Origin of the sequence: Streptosporangium sp. OZ121 (assembly GCF_051918885.1) — a bacterium.
GTDB lineage: Bacteria > Actinomycetota > Actinomycetes > Streptosporangiales > Streptosporangiaceae > Streptosporangium.
This window is the reverse complement of the sequence record NZ_JBPXMC010000002.1, coordinates 364,716-381,917: the sequence shown is the minus strand read 5'-3', so window position 1 is coordinate 381,917 and position 17,202 is coordinate 364,716. Positions and strand designations below refer to the sequence as shown.

Annotated in this window: 16 protein-coding genes; 9 read left to right on the top strand and 7 right to left on the bottom strand. The window is 71.2% G+C overall.

What is annotated here, in order from left to right:
* Nucleotides 1-92: 92 nt before the first annotated feature.
* The 3 genes from ACTOQ1_RS06550 to thiE are packed head-to-tail and all read left to right on the top strand — an operon-like array spanning nucleotide 93 to nucleotide 2,303.
* Nucleotides 93-1,259 (top strand): NAD(P)/FAD-dependent oxidoreductase, encoded by a 1,167-nt coding sequence (locus ACTOQ1_RS06550; RefSeq protein WP_440065465.1) that lies wholly within the window; start codon nucleotides 93-95, stop codon nucleotides 1,257-1,259.
* Between the two features lie 50 nt (nucleotides 1,260-1,309).
* Nucleotides 1,310-1,684 (top strand): Rv2175c family DNA-binding protein, encoded by a 375-nt coding sequence (locus ACTOQ1_RS06545; RefSeq protein ID WP_362676524.1) that lies wholly within the window; start codon nucleotides 1,310-1,312, stop codon nucleotides 1,682-1,684.
* Nucleotides 1,662-2,303: a thiamine phosphate synthase gene (gene thiE / locus ACTOQ1_RS06540; protein WP_440065168.1), complete on the top strand. Its 642-nt coding sequence runs from the start codon at nucleotides 1,662-1,664 to the stop codon at nucleotides 2,301-2,303. Before ACTOQ1_RS06545 ends, thiE begins: the two co-directional genes overlap by 23 nt.
* A gap of 148 nt (nucleotides 2,304-2,451) precedes the next feature.
* Here the strand turns inward: thiE and ACTOQ1_RS06535 are convergent, their stop codons facing one another.
* A complete protein-coding gene (locus ACTOQ1_RS06535) occupies nucleotides 2,452-3,519 on the bottom strand; it encodes a polyprenyl synthetase family protein (RefSeq protein ID WP_440065167.1) in 1,068 nt (355 codons plus the stop codon).
* A 415-nt stretch (nucleotides 3,520-3,934) separates the two neighbouring features.
* Between ACTOQ1_RS06535 and metF the strand changes: the two genes are divergently transcribed.
* Nucleotides 3,935-4,867 (top strand): methylenetetrahydrofolate reductase [NAD(P)H], encoded by a 933-nt coding sequence (gene metF / locus ACTOQ1_RS06530; RefSeq protein ID WP_440065165.1) that lies wholly within the window; start codon nucleotides 3,935-3,937, stop codon nucleotides 4,865-4,867.
* Nucleotides 4,868-5,089: 222 nt separating this feature from the next.
* Here metF and ACTOQ1_RS06525 read toward each other — a convergent pair whose 3' ends face one another.
* Together ACTOQ1_RS06525 and ACTOQ1_RS06520 are read right to left on the bottom strand one after the other, a co-directional pair.
* Nucleotides 5,090-5,638: a GNAT family N-acetyltransferase gene (locus ACTOQ1_RS06525; RefSeq protein ID WP_440065164.1), complete on the bottom strand. Its 549-nt coding sequence runs from the start codon at nucleotides 5,636-5,638 to the stop codon at nucleotides 5,090-5,092.
* Nucleotides 5,639-6,000: 362 nt separating this feature from the next.
* Nucleotides 6,001-6,477 (bottom strand): YbaK/EbsC family protein, encoded by a 477-nt coding sequence (locus tag ACTOQ1_RS06520; protein WP_440065163.1) that lies wholly within the window; start codon nucleotides 6,475-6,477, stop codon nucleotides 6,001-6,003.
* Nucleotides 6,478-6,596: 119 nt separating this feature from the next.
* Between ACTOQ1_RS06520 and ACTOQ1_RS06515 the strand changes: the two genes are divergently transcribed.
* The gene (locus tag ACTOQ1_RS06515) at nucleotides 6,597-7,409 is read left to right on the top strand and encodes a L,D-transpeptidase family protein (protein ID WP_440065162.1); all 813 of its coding nucleotides are present in this window, start codon (nucleotides 6,597-6,599) and stop codon (nucleotides 7,407-7,409) included.
* A 440-nt stretch (nucleotides 7,410-7,849) separates the two neighbouring features.
* A complete protein-coding gene (locus tag ACTOQ1_RS06510; protein WP_440065160.1) occupies nucleotides 7,850-8,299 on the top strand; it encodes an SAV_6107 family HEPN domain-containing protein in 450 nt (149 codons plus the stop codon).
* 170 nt (nucleotides 8,300-8,469) lie between these two features.
* Here ACTOQ1_RS06510 and ACTOQ1_RS06505 read toward each other — a convergent pair whose 3' ends face one another.
* The 4 genes from ACTOQ1_RS06505 to ACTOQ1_RS06490 all read right to left on the bottom strand — a co-directional run bounded on the left by ACTOQ1_RS06505 (nucleotide 8,470) and on the right by ACTOQ1_RS06490 (nucleotide 13,791).
* The gene (locus tag ACTOQ1_RS06505) at nucleotides 8,470-9,618 is read right to left on the bottom strand and encodes a PP2C family protein-serine/threonine phosphatase (protein ID WP_440065159.1); all 1,149 of its coding nucleotides are present in this window, start codon (nucleotides 9,616-9,618) and stop codon (nucleotides 8,470-8,472) included.
* A gap of 217 nt (nucleotides 9,619-9,835) precedes the next feature.
* Nucleotides 9,836-10,330: a transcriptional regulator BldD gene (gene bldD / locus ACTOQ1_RS06500; protein WP_329424589.1), complete on the bottom strand. Its 495-nt coding sequence runs from the start codon at nucleotides 10,328-10,330 to the stop codon at nucleotides 9,836-9,838.
* A gap of 545 nt (nucleotides 10,331-10,875) precedes the next feature.
* On the bottom strand, nucleotides 10,876-12,300 hold the full coding sequence (locus tag ACTOQ1_RS06495; protein ID WP_440065158.1) for an amino acid permease: 1,425 nt from the start codon (nucleotides 12,298-12,300) through the stop codon (nucleotides 10,876-10,878).
* Nucleotides 12,301-12,546: 246 nt separating this feature from the next.
* Nucleotides 12,547-13,791 (bottom strand): arginine deiminase, encoded by a 1,245-nt coding sequence (locus ACTOQ1_RS06490; RefSeq protein ID WP_440065157.1) that lies wholly within the window; start codon nucleotides 13,789-13,791, stop codon nucleotides 12,547-12,549.
* A gap of 340 nt (nucleotides 13,792-14,131) precedes the next feature.
* Here ACTOQ1_RS06490 and pyrR point away from each other — a divergent pair, with 340 nt between their 5' ends.
* The 3 genes from pyrR to ACTOQ1_RS06475 are packed head-to-tail and all read left to right on the top strand — an operon-like array spanning nucleotide 14,132 to nucleotide 16,958.
* Nucleotides 14,132-14,713 carry a bifunctional pyr operon transcriptional regulator/uracil phosphoribosyltransferase PyrR gene (gene pyrR, locus ACTOQ1_RS06485; protein WP_440065156.1) on the top strand — a complete coding sequence of 194 codons (582 nt, stop codon included), beginning with the start codon at nucleotides 14,132-14,134 and terminating at the stop codon, nucleotides 14,711-14,713.
* Nucleotides 14,710-15,639 carry an aspartate carbamoyltransferase catalytic subunit gene (locus ACTOQ1_RS06480; RefSeq protein ID WP_344749604.1) on the top strand — a complete coding sequence of 310 codons (930 nt, stop codon included), beginning with the start codon at nucleotides 14,710-14,712 and terminating at the stop codon, nucleotides 15,637-15,639. Before pyrR ends, ACTOQ1_RS06480 begins: the two co-directional genes overlap by 4 nt.
* On the top strand, nucleotides 15,639-16,958 hold the full coding sequence (locus ACTOQ1_RS06475; RefSeq protein WP_440065154.1) for a dihydroorotase: 1,320 nt from the start codon (nucleotides 15,639-15,641) through the stop codon (nucleotides 16,956-16,958). Before ACTOQ1_RS06480 ends, ACTOQ1_RS06475 begins: the two co-directional genes overlap by 1 nt.
* Nucleotides 16,959-17,202 lie beyond the last annotated feature (244 nt).

The following is a 17,202-nucleotide window of genomic DNA, read 5'->3' as shown; positions in this document are numbered from 1 at the left end:
GTTAGATGTGAGGTAAATCCCGTTTTCGTTATCAACGACCGTTGGTAGGAGTACGGGGTTCCCGCTTATGGTCGGGAAGTGTGAATCATGTCGTGGTGGTTGGCGCCGGCCTGGCCGGTGTACGCAGCGTCGAGGCGTTACGGGCCCGTGGGTTCGGCGGCAGGATCACCCTGATCGGAGAGGAACGGCACCGGCCCTACGACCGCCCGCCCCTGTCCAAGGGGGTGCTGCTCGGCGAGACCGACTCCACGGTCGTCGACTCCGACCTCGACGCGCTCGAGGTCGACTTCCGCGCGGGCGTGTCCGCCAAGGGGCTCCACCCCGGCGTGGTCGAGACCACCGAGGGCGAGCTGGCCTACGAGGGCCTGGTCGTCGCCACCGGGGCCCGCCCGATCAGGCTGCGCGGGGACGGCCCCCAGCACGTGGTGCGCACCATCGACGACGCGCTCCGGCTGCGTTCACTGCTCGGCGAGGGAACCACGGTCGCCGTCATCGGCGCGGGCTGGATCGGCGCCGAGGTGGCCACCGCCGCCCGCAGGGCCGGCTGCGCCGTGACGGTCGTCGAGGCCGCGGGCACCCCGCTGGCCGCCGCGCTCGGCCAGGCCGGCGGGTACACCGCCCCCTGGTACGCCGAGGCGGGCGTCGACCTGCGCCTGGGCACGATGGTCGCCTCCGTCGACCACGGAGGGCTCACCCTGGCCGACGGCTCGGCGATCGAGGCCGACGTGGTCGTCACCGGCGTGGGCGTGCGGCCCGCGACCGAGTGGCTGGCCGGGTCCGGCATCAGGCTCGACAACGGCGTGGTCACCGACGAGCACCTGCGCACCTCGCTGCCCGGCGTGGTCGCGGTGGGCGACTGCGCGGCCTGGTGGTCGCGCCGCTACGGCATCCGCCTCCGTGTCGAGCACTGGGACACCGCCCTGGGCGCCCCGGACGTCGCGGCGGCCACCCTCGTCGGCGACGCCGCGGTCTACGACCCGGTCCCCTACTTCTGGTCCGAGCAGTTCGGCCACATGGTCCAGTACGCGGGCCACCACGACGGCGCCCGCCTGATCCTGCGCGGCGACCCGGCGGCCGAGGGAAAACCCAGGTGGGCGATCTGCTGGGTGACCGAGGACGACCGGCTCACCGCGGTGCTCTCCGTCAACCGCCCCCGCGACCTGGTCCAGGGGCGCCGCCTCATCGAGGGCGGGCAGCGCCTCGACGTCGATCGCCTCACCGACCCTGCGATAGCGTTGCGCGATTGTACGGTGGCGTAACCTCGCCGCCAGGTGTTTGGCGAAGGGCTCGATGTGGTAGTGGTGGATTCGTGACGCTTTCTGTTGCGCAGATCGACCGGGAAACCGACCAGCTGGTGGGCGAGTGGCTCACCCTGACCGAGGTGGCCAGAAGGCTCAACCTGAGCGCCGGTCGCGCCAAGCAACTTCTCAAGGACCGCAAGCTCATCGGAGTGCGCAGGGGCGGTGGCGAGCCACAGGTCCCCGCCGCGTTCCTCGCCGACGGAGACGTCGTCAAGGGCCTCCCCGGCACCCTCACGGTGCTCCTGGACGCCGGATACGACGACGTCGAATCCCTTCGCTGGCTTTTCACCCCCGACGACACGCTTCCGGGATCGCCGGTCGACGCGATCCTGGCGGGCCGCCACACCGAGGTGAAGAGACGTGCTCAAGCCCTCGGTTTCTGACGCCCGCCTGTATCTCTGTACGGACGGGCGCCGGGACCGGGGGGACCTCGCGGACTTCCTCGACGCCGCCCTCGCGGGCGGGGTCGACATCGTGCAACTGCGCGAGAAGGGCCTTGAGGCGCGCGAGGAGCTCGACCTCCTCGCCGTCTTCCGCGAGGCCTGCGACCGGCACGGCACCCTCCTGGCCGTGAACGACAGGGCCGACATCGCCTACGCGATCCGTCCCGACGTGCTCCACCTCGGCCAGGATGATCTGCCGGTGCGGGTCGCGCGCGACATGCTCGGCGACGACATCCTCATCGGGCGTTCCACTCACGCCCCCGAGGAGGCCTCCGCCGCGGCCGTCGAGCCCGGTGTCGACTACTTCTGCTGCGGCCCGATCTGGCCGACGCCCACCAAGCCCGGCAGGTTCGCCCCGGGCCCCGGCCTGCTCAGGCACGCCGCGGCCCTGGAGACCGACCGGCCCTGGTTCGGCATCGGCGGCATCGACCTCGCCAACCTCGACGAGGTGATGTCGTACGGCGTGCGCCGGGTCGTGGTCGTGCGGGCGATCACCGAGGCAGACGACCCCAAGGCGGCGGCCGAGGAGTTCAAGCGGAGGCTGGCCGCCCCCGCCTGAGGCCCCTCCGCCCGGCGAGGACCGCGTCCCCTGCCGGGCGGACCGGCCTGTCCGCGGACCTTTTCGCGGGCCGGCCTGTCCGCGGGCTTTTTCGCCAACCGGCCGGTTGGCGAACCCGCCGCCGGCCGGGTGTGCGTCCGGCGCGCGGTCAGGTCCGCCGGGAGGTGGCGGCCACCGCGAGGTCGGCCAGGGCCGCGCGGGCCTCGGGAAGGATCGGGGCGCCCTCCAGCGAGCCGAGGGCGTTCTCCAGATACCCCTTGATCAGGTCCTCGCACGCCACGAGGGCCCCCGTCTCCTCGATGATCCGGCGCAGCCGGTCGACCCCCGCCTCGTCCAGGCCGGGGTCGCCCAGCGTGGTGCGCACCACCTGGGCCTGCGACTCCGAGGCCGCGGCCAGCGTGCGGGCGATGAGCATGGTCCGCTTGCCCTCGCGGAGATCGTCGCCGGCCGGTTTGCCGGTCTCGTCAGGGTCGCCGAACACGCCGAGGATGTCGTCGCGCAACTGGAAGGCGATGCCCACGGACTGCCCGTACTCCTCGCAGAGCCGGTCGATCCACGGCTCCCTGCCCCGGGCGGCCAGCACCAGGCCGAGCCGGAGCGGTTGTTCCACGGAGTACTTGCCGCTCTTGAAGAGGGCGACCCGCAGCGCGCTGTCGAAGGTGCCCTCCCCGTGCGCCTGCTCCAGCAGATCGAAGTACTGCCCGCACATCAGCTCGGTGCGCATGTCGTCGTGGACCTTCTGCGCCGCCGCCAGCGAGGCGGCCGGCAGGCCGCTGTTCCGCCACATCTCACCGGACCAGATGAGCATCAGGTTGCCCAGCAGGATGGCCGCCCCCTCGCCGAACTGCTCGGCCGAGCCGTGCCAGCCCGCATCCCTGTGCAGCCCCTCGAACCTGCGGTGCGCCGAGGGCATGCCCCGGCGCAGGTCGCTGGCGTCCATCACGTCGTCGTGCACCAGGGCGCTGGCCTGGAGCAGCTCCAGTGAGGCCGCGGCGGCGAAGAGCGCGGGATCGTCACCTCCGCCCGCGCCACGCCAGCCCCAGTAGCAGAAGGCGGGCCGCAGCCGTTTGCCGCCCGCGAGGAAGTCCTCGGCCGCCGAGATGAGCGGGGCCAGCTCCGGAGCGCTGACCTGCGGGCGCTGCCGTTCGACGAATCGCCGAAGAGAGCGGTCCACCTCGGACCGGATCGTGTCCAGCGCGGCTGCAGAAGTGATCATCGAATACCTCCAGTGTGGAGACCCTGGGCTTCAGCTCTGGGGGGGAAACGCGGTACGTTGCCGTGCGTCGCGGCAGCGTGACCAGCGGTGATGACGCACCGATCACCGTACGCATGATCGACAAGATCCTCTCCGCCGGTCCGGCGGAGAGGTGGAACGCCTGTGGAGCCGATGTAAGGCACGACACCTCCGGGTTCCTTGCGACTGGCGATGAGGCAGGAAACCCAATCTATGAAAATCGGAATCCCCCGCCTTCGACGGCGGGAGGAGGTCAGGTAATGAGATTAACGGTCCAAGAGGACATTTCGATCTAGAGGGGTGGTTGATTTGCGCGATAATTGACACAGGGCCGTTCTGCGGGTGGCGGAGATGATCTGACCGGGCACCCGGGCGGCCGGGCAAGTATCCTTGCCCCATGGCTCTGGGTCGCGCATCTGTCCTCCCCGATCGTGTCGCCACCGTCCGCGAACTCCTCGCCGCCGGTGCCCGCTCGTTCTCCTTCGAGTTCTCCCCTCCGAAGACCGACGAGGGAGAGCGTCAGCTCTGGCGCGCCGTCCGTGAGCTGGAGTCGCTGCACCCCACCTTCGTGTCCGTCACCTACGGCGCGGGCGGCAGCACCCGCGACCGCACCGTCGACATCGTCGAGCGGATCGCCCACGAGACCACGCTCACCCCGGTGGCCCACTTCACCGCCGTCAACCACTCCGTCCGCGAGCTGCGCCACCTGATCGGCCGCTTCGCGGGGGCGGGCGTGCGCAACATCCTCGCCGTGCGGGGCGACCCGCCCGGCGACGTGACGGGCGAGTGGGTGCGCCACCCCGAGGGCGTCCAGTACGCCGAGGACCTGGTCCGGCTCATCCGCCAGTCCGGCGACTTCTGCGTGGGCGTGGCCGCCTTCCCGTACAAGCACCCCAGGTCGGATTCGATCGAGTCCGACACCGAGTACTTCGTGCGCAAGTGCCGCGCGGGCGCCGACTACGCGATCACCCAGATGTTCTTCCGCGCCGAGGACTACCTGCGGCTGCGCGACCGGGTGGCGGCCGGCGGCTGTGACACGCCGATCATCCCCGGGATCATGCCCGTCACGCAGATGAGCACCATCGCCAGGTCCGAGCAGCTCTCCGGCGCCCCGTTCCCGCCGGAGGTGGCCGAGAGGTTCGCGGCCGTCGCCGACGATCCGGCCGCCGTGCGCAGCCTCGGCATCGAGCACGCCGCCGAGCTCTGCCAGACCCTGCTCGACGAGGGGGCGCCCGGCATCCACTTCATCACCTTCAACCGCTCCAGCGCGACCCGAGAGGTCTTCCAGGCCCTCGACCACACGCAGAAGGCCGCCCCGCTGCCGGTCTGACGCCGCCGCGTCCCCGCTGCCCCGCCCCCGCCGGGACATGGCGGCCGGCGGGTGGTCCTTGTCCGGCCGGGCCCCGGTCACCGTGGCCCGTTGTGGCCCTTCGCGGCCCGCCCGGCGCGTCCGGCCTGGCCGGGTGGCCCGGCTCCCGGGGCGGGACTCCCAGGTGCGGGGCGTCCGGGGAGGGCGGCGTTCCTGCGGGGACCAGGAGCTCCGGCCGGTGGCTCAGCCGTCCAGCGGCAGGACGGTCCCGAGGATCGCGTAGCGCTCGTGCCCGCCGGGAAAGACGAACTGCGTGAGCAGGTCCACGAAGCCGATGCTCCGGTAGAGGTGCCGGGCCGCGGTGGGCTGGTCACGGGTCGACAGCACGGCGGTGCGCTCCAGGCGGCCCGCGCACATGCCCGTGATCATCGCCCGGCCGATGCCCTTCCCCTGGTAGTCGGGGTGGACGTGGATCTCGGCGAGCTCCAGCGCGTCGCCCAGCCAGCCGCGGGCGCTGCCCTCGCCGTGTCTCTCCACGAGGGCCCGCCTGACCACGTCGTGCCACCACTGGCCGGGAACCCCGTGGAAGCCGTAGGCGATGCCCACCGGTGTGCCGTCGGCGAGCTCGGCGAACAGGCAGGTGAAGGCGGGGTGGGTGGCGTGGTTTCCCATGATGAGCCTGCGGCCGGCGATCTGGTCGGCGGGCGGGTTCATCGCCTCGGTGTAGACGTGGAGGACCGCGTCCAGCCGGAGCCTGAACTCGTCGGGTCCGATCCGTCGCAGTCCGATCACGCGTCGCACCCTAGCAGTGCGAACGTGACGCGGGTCGGCACGGGGCGAGAGCGCGGCACCCGGTGTCCACCACGAGGTTCACCGGCCGGTCCCGCTCGCCTCCTGACCCGGCCGCACGGGTCCTGACCGCCCAGGCACGGCTCGTGCGGGGGTGTACGGGGTCCGGGCGCGCCGTGTCACGGTCACGGCGTCCCGCGGCCACGGGAGCCACGGGGGTCGTGAGGGCCATGGGGCCCGGGAGTGCGGCGTCCGGTGGCCACGGCGTCCGGTGGCACGGCGTCCGGTGGTCGCGCGGTTCGGTGAGTGCGGCGCCTTGCGAGTGCGGCGTTCAAGCGCCGTTGAAGGCCGTCAGTCGAAGGCCGTCATTCGACCTCGACGGGAACCCCGCCGGTGATGCGGACGAGCTCCTCGAAGGAGGTCGGGAAGACGGTGTGCGGATGGCCGGCGGCGGCCCAGACGACCTCGTGCTTGCCCAGCCAGGTGTCGACCAGGGTCCTGACCGGCGCGGGGTGGCCGATCGGGGCGACGCCGCCGATGACCTGGCCGGTGGCCGCCCGTACGAAGGCGGGGTCGGCGCGCCGCACCTTCGCCGCGCCGGCCGTCCTGGCGATCAGGTCGGTGTCGACCCGGTGGGCTCCGCTGGTCAGCACCAGGAGCGGCTCGCCGTCGGCGTCGAATATCAGGCTGTTGGCGATGGCGCCGACGTCGCAGCCGAGCTGCGCGGCCGCGGTGGCGGCGGTCGGGGTGGCCTCCGCGAAGACGACGATCTCGCCGGGGACGCCGTGCTCGCGCAGGACGGCGGCGACCTTCTCGATGTTCGGATGCAACTTTTCTGGCACGCGGCCACTCTAAACAGATTGACCGTTGATTGCCGCTTTATAACCGGCGGCCTGCACGGGGAACCCGTGCGCTATGGTCCCTTGACCTGATCCATAGTGATATGAGGAGTTGATTGAAAGTGGGGGTTGGACAGCGGCAGGGAGTGGCCGCGCTGATGACGGCGGGGGCCGTGCTCCTCTCTTCCGCGGGCGTCACCCTTTTCGCGGACGCCGCCGCGGCCCAGACCTCGGCTTCCCCTGCCGTCTCGGCCGTGACGGCTGTGACGGCGACGGGGGCGAGCCCGTTCGTCGCACCGGGCAAGACGCTCAAGCTCGGCGCGAAGGGCGCCACGGTGAAGGTGCTCCAGACCCGGCTGGCCGAGCTCGGCTACGCCCCGGGCAGGATCGACGGCCGCTACGGCGGGGCGACCCTGGCGGCGGTCTGGGCCTTCCAGAAGGTCAACGGCATCACCCCGACCAGCACCGTGGCGCGCAGGACCTGGGCCGCCCTGGAGACCCCGCTGGCGCCGAAGGTGCTCGTGCCCAACGGGAAGCCGACCCGGGTGGAGGTCAACCTCGCCAAGCAGGTGATGGTCCTCTACGTCGGCGGTGTGGTGAAACTGGTCAGCCACACCTCCTCGGGCAGCGGGATCTCCTACTGCGAGACGGCCACCTGGGAGGGCAGGGCCCAGCGGTTCTGCGGCGACGCCCGCACGCCGACGGGCGACTACAAGACCACCTGGCGCAGGGACGGCTGGCACAAGTCCTACCTCGGCCAGCTCTACAACCCGATCTTCTTCAACGGGGGCATCGCCTTCCACGGCGCGCTGTCGGTGCCGCTGGCGCCCGCCTCCCACGGCTGCGTACGGCTGCCGATGCACGTGGCGGAGGTCCTTCCCGGCCTGCTCGGTACGGGAGTGCCGGTGCACGTCCGCGGCAGGTTCGTCCGGTAGGGCGGCGGAACGGGTGATCCGGGGGGCGTGACCCCGCCGGTCGTGAACCGGGGCCCCGGGAGACGGCGATCTCCCGGGGCCCTTTCGCGTTTCCGCGCGCACCGATCTCCCCGGGCCCGCATGTGCCCTCACGCACCGATCTCCCCGGGCCCGCATGTGTCCTCACACACCCGAAGATCGAACTTTTGTTCGTCGTTTTACTTGACAGTATTAGTGATCGAATTTATGTTCGATGTGATGACACGGGGCTCGCGGCTCGTGTCCGAGGGCGGCCGATCCGGTCCACGTCGTCGGCGGAGACGATCGGGCCAGGTCAGGACGGGCGGGGAGAGGGGAAGCTCCTCGTCCGGCCGTCCGGTGGATTTGTCGGTGGGGTCTGCGAGTGTGATACCACCGGCGAAAACGCCGGAGCCGCTTGCGACCAAGGAGGCTGAAGCACTATGACCCCTCGGCTCAGCGATTCCGGTGGGCCCCGGTTGTCCCCCACGGTGCGGGCGCACCTCTCAGACGCGCGCGACTGCCTCGAAGAGGCCGCCGCCGCCCGGACTTCCGCCGCGCGTTACGTCGCGGCCCACCTCGCCGCGCTCAGGGCGGCCGCTGCCGTCCTGGCGGCCCGTCCCCGTCCCATGGAGGGCCGCAGGAGGCGCAGGCTGCGCAGCGCCTGGGAAATGCTGCCCGAGGCCGAGCCCCGCCTGGCCGAGTGGGCACCCTACTTCGAGACGAGCGCGGCCAAGCGGGCCGCCGCCGAGGCGGGCCTGACCCGCACGGTGTCCTCGCGAGACGCCGAGGAGCTCATCTCCGAGGCGGAGCGTTTCGTCACCGCCGTGGAGAAGCTGCTCGGCGCGCCGAGCCAGCCCATGCTCCCCGGCCAGGTCCCCCTAGCCGGTTAGAGCCGGAGCGGCCTCCCACCCGGGGTCGCCGCCCGGGCTCACCGGCGCCGTCCCCGTACGTCTCCGTGCCCACCGGTCCTCCCGGGCGGCACGAAGACGTACGGGGACGTTTTTCGCGTCGCCTGTCCCTCGCGTCGCCTGTCCATCACGCCACCCGCCCCGGGCCGTCCTCACCCCGTCCGTTCCGACGCCGCCGCCGTGGAGTTCTGGCGGGCGGCGCGGTGACGTAGCAGGAGCATGGCGGCGTCGTCGCTCAGCGGCCTGCCCACGTGGTCGAGCAGGTCGGCGCGGAGGGCGTCCAGCGAGCCCTGGGGGTCGTCGCCGTCCAGCAGGTGCGCCCGCTCCAGCAGCGGGTAGAACTCGCCGGCCGCGTCGCGCGCCTCGATGACCCCGTCGGTGTAGAAGAGCACCTGGTCGCCCGGCTCGAACGGGATGTGGTGCGGCTGCGGCTCACTGGCCTTGAGGGCGCTCATGCCCAGCGGGAGCGCCTCGTCCGGCGGGTCGGCGAACCAGATCCCGCCCTCGGCGTCGAGCACCATGGGCGCCGGATGGCCGCAGTTGATGACGGTGATGGTGGAACCGCCGCTGATCTCGGCCAGTACGGCGGTCACGAACTGCTCGCCGGACAGCTCGCGGGTCAGGGCGTTCTCCAGACGCGCCACGACGCCCTGAAGCGCCTTCTCGTCGTGGGCCGCCTCCCGGAAGGCCCCGAGCACCACGGCGGCCGTCTCCACGGCCTCCAGGCCCTTGCCCTGGACGTCTCCCACGATGATCCGCACCCCATGCGGGGTGGTGACGACCTCGTACAGGTCGCCGCCGATCCTGGCCTCCGCCGTGGCGGAGGTGTACGAGACGGCCACGCCGATGCCCGGTCCCGCGCGGCGGGGCACCGGGCGCAGCAGCACCCGCTGGGCGGCCTCGGCCACCGAGCGCACGTCGGCGAGCTGGTGTTCGTGGCGCAGCCGCCCTGCGCTGGCCAGCACGCTGGCCATGGTGACGCCGAGGATGGCGATGAGGGTGATGTCGGTGCGGGGCATCCAGAGGATGTCGTTGTAGGCGCCGAGCGCGAAGCACAGCAGCAGGGCGACGACGCCGACCACCGTGGTGCGGGCCAGGCCGCACGCCACGCTGGCGAAGGCCGGGCCGAGGGCGAGCAGCGGCAGGAGGCCGGACGTGGGGCCCGAGCCGAAGTCGATCAGGGCCACCACGGCCATGACGACGAACGGCAGGAGTTTCAGGGTGTCCTGGGTCTTGGTGGTGCCGATCGAGGTCAGCAGCCGCAGGAAGGCATGCGTCTTGGTCGATCCCAGCGACGTCATGACGGCGCGGAGACCACTTTTCCGGCTTGATCGAGAGTGATCGAGCCGATCATCTCCCGAGGCCATGTCCACCACATCTCGCTAAACGCATGTTTGCCTTTTCCTACCACAGTGGCGGTCAGCCCGGGGCGGGACGAAGGACACGTTCTACTGAGAGCGGGAAGCTCTGCGGGGTGGGCACGCCGGTTCCGGCGCACCCACGACCGGTCAGGGGTCGTCAGAAGGACTCGACGGCTCGGCGCGCCTCCGGGTCCAGGACGCCCCAGCTGATGAGCTCCTCGGTGAGCTCGCTGGGGGACTTGTCGTAGATCACGGCGAGGGAGCGGAGGTCCTCCTGGCGGATGGACAGCACCTTGCCGTTGTAGTCGCCACGCTGGCTCTGGATGGTGGCCGCGTAACGGGCGAGCGCGCCCGCCTTCTCCTTGGGGAGCTGGGCGAGACGCTCAAGGTCGATCACAAGCTTCGGTGTCGGGCCCAGGGGGCTCGGAGCGGCCCCTCCCGGCAGCAACTCCGAGACCGGCACTCCGTAGAAATCAGCCAGTTCGGCAAGCTTCTGCACGGTGACGGCACGATCGCCACGCTCGTAGGAGCCAACGACGACCGCCTTCCAGCGCCCGCGGGACTTCTCTTCCACCCCGTGCAGGGACAGGCCCTGCTGGGTGCGGATGGCGCGGAGTCTTGCACCCAGCGACTTGGCGTACTCAGACGGCATGGTGTGGCCCCCCGGCTCTGTTATGTAGTGCTCTCAACATGATTGTGCTACCTCGCAACTTATGCCCCGTTCACCGGGTTGGCGCCCGGGGTAGGCACCTTTGGTGACCGATGCGTCAGGGTTCACCCGATAACGCCACGAGGTGTGGTTACGGACAGTGACGGTAAAGCTGTGGGCGCCTAAGGTCAAGCTGATTGGAAAAAAGATGCCGAATCCGGTCCGGTGGGGTCCGCCTCAAACGCCGCACTTGTCCTACCCCGCATCGCGAAACCTCCGGTTTTTTCGGGACTTTCGCATGATTTCCGGCTCTTCTCCGGGATTCGGGACGGCGTCGCCCCCGGGTGCGGCGACGGGCGTATGATCTTGAACGGCGCGGCGGCGGGCAATACCCGGTGCGACGGTTTCGCGCCGCCGGAGGCGAGGCTCGGCGCGCCCGTGTGCCGGTCCGGGCGTCGCCCCGGGAGGCTCCGCCCGCCGTGTCCGGGCCGTCCCGCCCCGAGGCCAGGGGCGGAGGTCCGCCCCGGACGGCCGGCCGGCGGCCCCGGTCACCGGACGCCCCGGTTGAGACGCGAGTGGCGGTAGCCGTAGAGGAAGTAGGCGAGCAGGCCGGCCGCCATCCAGATCCCGAAGGCCAGCCAGGTGACGCCGGCCAGGCCGGCCATCACGACGAGGCAGAGGATCACGCCGAGGATCGGCGTGATCGGGAAGAACGGTGTCCTGAAGCCGCGGGGCAGGTCGGGTCGGGTGCGGCGCAGGACGAGCACGCCGGTGTTGACGATCGCGAAGGCGAACAGGGTGCCGATGCTGGTGGCCTCGGCGAGCCGGCCCAGCGGGACGAACCCGGCGAGCACGGAGACGAAGGCGGCCACGATGAGGGTGTTGGCGACCGGTACCCGGCGGCGCGGGCTCACCCTCTCGAAGATCTTCGGAATCAGACCGTCGCGCGCCATGGCGAACAGGATGCGGGTCTGGCCGTACAGCACGGTCAGGACCACGCTGGCGATGGCGATGGCCGCGCCGAAGGAGATGACGACGCCGGGCCAGGTGGCGCCCACGGCCCGCTTCGCGATCACGGCCAGGCCCGCCTCGGTATTCTGCGGGTCGAAGTCCTGCCACGGCATGGCGCCGACGGCGGCCAGCGCCACCAGGACGTAGACGAGTGTGACGACGCCGAGGGACAGCATGATCGCCAAAGGGAGGTCACGCCTGGGGTTCCTGGCCTCCTCCCCGGCGGTGGAGGCCGCGTCGAAGCCGATGTAGGAGAAGAACACCTGCGAGGCGGCGGCGGTGATGCCGGCGATCCCCATCGGGGCGAACGGCGCCAGGTTGCCCGCGTCGAACGCGGTGAACGCCACGACGCAGAAGAACGCCAGCACCGCGATCTTGACGAGCACGAAGATCGCGTTGGCGCCCGCGCTCTCCGAGGCGCCGCGCAGCAGCAGCCAGGTGGCGAGCAGGACGATCAGGATCGCGGTCAGGTTGACCACGCCGCCCCGGTCGCCGGGGGAGTGGACGACGGCCGCCGGGAACGTCCAGCCGAACAGGTCCTGGAGGAAGGCGTTGAGGTACTCGCCCCAGCCGACCGCCACGGCCGCCACCGAGACGGCGTACTCCAGCATCAGGCACCAGCCGCACACCCACGCCACCAGCTCGCCCAGGGTGGCGTACGCGTAGGAGTACGACGATCCCGAGACGGGGATCGTGCCGGCCAGCTCCGCGTACGACAGCGCGGAGAACAGGGCGGTGACCGCGGCCAGCAGGAAGGCGACCGGCACCGCGGGGCCCGCCCTGGGCACGGCCTGGCCGAGGATCACGAAGATGCCGGTGCCGAGGGTGGCGCCGACGCTGAACAGGGTCAGCTGCCACAGGGTCATGCTCCTGCGCAGCTCGCCGCCCTCGCCGTGGCCGCCCTCGGCGACGATCTCCTCGGCGGGCTTGGTACGGAGAAGCCTGCGAGCCGGTGAGGCCATCCGTTCCTCCCCTCCACCGCGGTCCGCGTGGTGACGGTCCGCCCTGCCGGGAGGGAGGACCAGGCCCGCTCTTCCATGGGGGCGCCGACTCTCCGGGAGGTACAGGGAGCTTTTCCGCACACGTCCCGCCGCACACGTCCCGCCGGACCCGGCTTCCGGGAGCCGAGCCGTCCGGACGGGCCTTCCGGACGGGCCTTCCGGACGGGCCGGGCTGCCTGGACGGCGGGCGGCGGCCGGAGTCGGGGGTCAGATGCCGTCGCGTTCGAGCGGGCAGCTCATGCAGCGCGGGCCGCCCCGGCCGCGGCCGAGCTCGCTGCCCCGGATCGTGATGACCTCGATCCCGTTCTCGCGCAGGTGGTTGTTGGTGGTGGTGTTGCGCTCGTAGGCCACCACCACGCCGGGACGCAGGGCCAGCACGTTGCAGCCGTCGTCCCACTGTTCCCGCTCGGAGGCGTACACGTCCTGCGTCGCGCTGAGGACCTTGATGTCGTCCAGCCCGATCGCCCGCGCGATGGCCCGGTGCATGTCCTCGGGGGGATGGTCGGTGATCTTGAGCTCCTTCTCGTTGTCGCCGGGCTCGACGGTGTAGGAGGGCAGCATGCCCAGCCCCGCGAACTTGGTGAAGACGCCGACGTCCACGTTGGTCATGACCGTGTCCAGGTGCATGAAGGCCCGCGCCTTCGGCATGTCGAGCGCGACGATCCTCGTCGCCGCCCCTCGCCTGAACAGGCTCCGCGCGAGCATCTCGACGGCCTGGGGCTGCGTGCGCTCGCTGATCCCCACCAGCACCGCGCCGCGGCCGATGACGAGCACGTCGCCGCCCTCGATGGTGGCGGGCGCCATGGGGATGCCCGGCAGCCAGACGTTGTAGCCGCCCTCGTCCGGCCGGTCGTAACCGGGCGCGAAGGCCGGGTGGTAGCGGTAGATCGCCTCCATGTTGACGGTCTCGCGGCGGCGGGCCTTCTTCCTCATCGCGTTGATCGAGACGCCGTCGTAGATCCAGCAGGAGGTGTCGCGGGTGAACAGGTGGTTGGGCAGCGGGGGCAGGACGAAGTCGTCCGGCTTGAGCGTGTGGAAGGCGAGGCTCTTGGGGTCGGTGCCCATCTCCACCATCTCGCGCTTGGTGATGCCGCCGGTGAGATAGCGCTGGAGCACGATGGAGTCCATCGAGTCCAGCGCGTTGCGGATGGCGTCGACGGCCATCGGGCCGAAGTAGCGCTCGTCGGCGATGCCGTCCAGGATGTGCTTGCGCGCCTCGGGGATCTCGACCGTCTCGCGGAGCAGGTCGGAGAGCATGTAGACGGTGACGCCCTGTTCGACCAGGAGCTTCTGCCACTCCTCGTGCTCCTCCACGGCGCGCTGCACCCACAGCACGTCGTCGAAGAGGAAGTCGTCCTTGTTCGACGGCGTGAGCCGTTTCAGGGCGAGTTCCGGCCGGTGCAGCAGGACCTGGTGGAGCCGGCCGACCTCGGAGTCGACGTGAAAGGCCATTTCTCTTCCTTCGCGGCTGGTGACGGGCGCGGCCGGTGACGAGGCCGTCAGAGGCCGTCGGCGGCCTTCAGCGGCCGTCGGTGGCCGCCGGGCCGACCGCGCCCGGGGTGTGATCGTCATGCTCCGCCTTGGTGCGGATGTAAAGCGCATACCCGGAAGAACCAAGGGGAAGTCAGCGATGATCGGGATATTTATTCTCTTTTGAGAAGATTGCTGGGCCGGATCTTCGGCGTTCGCGGAGCGGACCCCTGTTCGGGCGAGCCTTCACGCGGCTGGTACCGTGAAGGCGTTGACTTCCTTTAAGACCCGTCCCGTGAGGCGGGAAAGGTGGTGTTTCTCCGTGGCCGAGGCCATTTCGCGTTCGCTCCCGCATGCGCAGGGCAACGCCCGCGCCGTCCTTGAGGAGCCCGACATCAACCGGGCACTCATCCGCATCTCCCACGAGATCCTCGAGCGGACCAAGGGCGGTGAGAACGTCCTTCTCCTGGGCATCCCCACCCGCGGCGTCCACCTGGCCCGCCGCCTGGCCGCCCACATCAAGCAGTTCGAGGGCCGCTCGGTGCCCGTCGGCTCCCTCGACGTCACGATGTACCGCGACGACCTCCGGCTGCGTCCCGCCCGCGCGCTGGGCCGCACCGAGCTGCCCGCCGACGGCATCGACGGCAGGGTGGTCGTCCTCGTCGACGACGTCCTCTACTCGGGCCGTACCGTCCGCGCCGCCCTCGACGCCCTCAACGACCTGGGCCGCCCGCAGGCCGTGCAGCTCGCCACCCTGGTCGACCGGGGGCACCGCGAGCTGCCCATCCGCCCCGACTACGTGGGCAAGAACCTGCCGACGTCCAAGTCCGAGAGCGTCAAGGTCTACCTGGAGGAGAACGACGGCCGCGACGCGGTCCTGCTGCTGAAGGAGGAGGACCGGTGAAGCGACACCTGATCTCCGCGGCCGACCTGACCCGCGACGACGCCCTGCTCATCCTGGACACCGCCGACGAGCTGGCGAAGATCTCGGAACGTTCCATCAAGAAGCTGCCCACCCTCCGGGGCCGCACGGTGGTGAACCTCTTCTTCGAGGACTCCACCCGGACCAGGATCTCCTTCGAGGCCGCCGCCAAGCGCCTGTCGGCCGACGTCATCAACTTCTCCGCCAAGGGCTCCAGCGTCTCCAAGGGCGAGTCGCTCAAGGACACCGCGCTCACCCTGGAGGCGATGGGCGCCGACGCCGTCGTGATCCGCCACGGCGCCTCGGGCGCGCCGCACCGGCTGGCCGGCTGGGTGCGCGGCAGCGTCGTCAACGCCGGCGACGGCACCCACGAGCACCCCACCCAGGCCCTGCTCGACGCCTTCACCATGCGCCGCCGCCTGGGCCCGCTGGACGGCAGGAAGATCACCATCGTCGGCGACGTGCTGCACAGCCGGGTGGCCCGCTCCAACGTGCTTCTGCTGGCCACGCTCGGCGCCGAGGTGACCCTGGTCGCCCCGCCGACCCTGTTCCCGGTCCAGGTCGACTCCTGGCCGTGCGAGGTCTCGTACGACCTCGACGCGGTGCTGCCCAAGTCCGACGTGGTGATGATGCTGCGCGTGCAGCGCGAGCGCATGAACGCGGCGTTCTTCCCCACCGAGCGGGAGTACAGCCGCCGTTACGGGCTCGACCGCGACCGCGTCGCCAAGATGCCCGACCACGCCATCGTGATGCACCCCGGCCCGATGAACCGGGGCATGGAGATCGCGGCCGAGGTGGCCGACTCGCCGCGCTCGACGATCGTCGAGCAGGTCGCCAACGGTGTGACCGCACGCATGGCCGTCCTGTACTTGCTGCTCGGCGGCGCCGACCTCGGGGGAGAGATCTGATGAACGACCGCATCGGGGCCACGCGTGACGGCATCGTCATCAGGGGCGCCAGAATCCTCGGCGGCGAGCCGGCCGACATCCTGATCCGCGACGGCCTCCTGGTGGAGATCGGCCAGGGGCTGACCGGCGGCGAGACCGTCGAGGCCGAGGGGCTGATCGCCCTGCCCGGCCTGGTCGACCTGCACACCCACCTGCGCGAGCCGGGCCGCGAGGACGCCGAGACCGTCGACACCGGCACCCGCGCCGCCGCCCTCGGCGGCTACACCGCCGTGCACGCCATGGCCAACACCGAGCCGGTCGCCGACACCGCGGGCGTCGTCGAGCAGGTCTGGCGCCTGGGCCAGGAGGCTGGCCACTGCGACGTGCAGCCCGTCGGCGCCGTCACCGTCGGCCTGGGCGGCGAGCGCTTGGCCGAGCTCGGCGCGATGGCCGACTCCGCCGCGCGGGTCCGGGTCTTCTCCGACGACGGCAAGTGCGTCTCCGACGCGGTGCTCATGCGCCGCGCCCTGGAGTACGTCAAGGCCTTCGACGGCGTCGTCGCCCAGCACGCCCAGGAGCCGCGCCTGACCGCGGGCGCGCAGATGAACGAGGGCGCGGTCTCCGGCAGGCTGGGCCTGACCGGGTGGCCCGCGGTCGCAGAGGAGGCGATCATCGCCCGCGACTGCCTGCTCGCCGCCCACGTCGGCTCGCGCCTGCACGTCTGCCACGTCTCCACGGCCGGTTCCGTGGAGATCATCCGCTGGGCCAAGTCCAAGGGCTGGGACGTCACCGCCGAGGTGACCCCGCACCACCTGCTCCTCACCGACGACCTGGTCGAGGACTCGCCGGTCGGCTCCTACAACCCGATCTACAAGGTGAACCCGCCGCTGCGCACCCGCGCGGACGTCGAGGCGCTGCGCGAGGCCCTGGCCGACGGCACGATCGACTGCGTGGCCACCGACCACGCCCCGCACCCGGTCGAGGACAAGGAGACCGAGTGGGCCGCCGCGGCCATGGGCATGATCGGCCTGGAGACGGCGCTGGCCGTGGTCCAGGAGGCGATGGTGGACACCGGACTGCTCGACTGGGCCGGCGTCGCCGAGCGCATGTCCCTCGCCCCGGCCAGGATCGGCAGGCTCCAGGGGCACGGGCGGCCGATCGAGGCCGGGGCCCCGGCCAACATCACCCTCTACGACCCGTCGGTGCGTGCCGCGGTCGACCCGGCGGGCTACGCTTCCAAGAGCCGCAACACGCCCTACGAGGGCCTGACCCTGCCCGGCCGCGTCGTGGCGACCTTCCTGCGCGGCAGGCCGACCGTCCTGGACGGAAAGCTCACGTGAGGGCTCCCGTCCGCCGCCCCCGGGCGACCGCGGTGACCTCTGTGACCGCCGCGCCCGCCGGGCCCGCTGCGTTCGCTGCGTTCGCTGCGTTCTCCACGGAGGGCACCTTCCGCCTTCCCTTCCCGGAACACGGGGGCCTTCCTCCCGCCCCGGGGCGCCGAGGCGCCCCGCCGGGCGGAGGGATGACGACCCACCATGCCGGATATTTCATACTTTGCGGAGCTGTAACCGAGATGATCGGGGT

Excerpts from the sequence above, each read along its gene's own strand:
- ACTOQ1_RS06535 (WP_440065167.1), bottom strand. The coding sequence starts at position 3,519 with ATGATCACTTCTGCAGCCGCGCTGGACACGATCCGGTCCGAGGTGGAC.
- metF (WP_440065165.1), top strand. The coding sequence starts at position 3,935 with ATGGCTCTGGGTCGCGCATCTGTCCTCCCCGATCGTGTCGCCACCGTC.
- ACTOQ1_RS06510 (WP_440065160.1), top strand. The coding sequence starts at position 7,850 with ATGACCCCTCGGCTCAGCGATTCCGGTGGGCCCCGGTTGTCCCCCACG.
- ACTOQ1_RS06505 (WP_440065159.1), bottom strand. The coding sequence starts at position 9,618 with ATGACGTCGCTGGGATCGACCAAGACGCATGCCTTCCTGCGGCTGCTG.
- bldD (WP_329424589.1), bottom strand. The coding sequence starts at position 10,330 with ATGCCGTCTGAGTACGCCAAGTCGCTGGGTGCAAGACTCCGCGCCATC.
- ACTOQ1_RS06495 (WP_440065158.1), bottom strand. The coding sequence starts at position 12,300 with ATGGCCTCACCGGCTCGCAGGCTTCTCCGTACCAAGCCCGCCGAGGAG.
- ACTOQ1_RS06490 (WP_440065157.1), bottom strand. The coding sequence starts at position 13,791 with ATGGCCTTTCACGTCGACTCCGAGGTCGGCCGGCTCCACCAGGTCCTG.
- ACTOQ1_RS06475 (WP_440065154.1), top strand. The coding sequence starts at position 15,639 with ATGAACGACCGCATCGGGGCCACGCGTGACGGCATCGTCATCAGGGGC.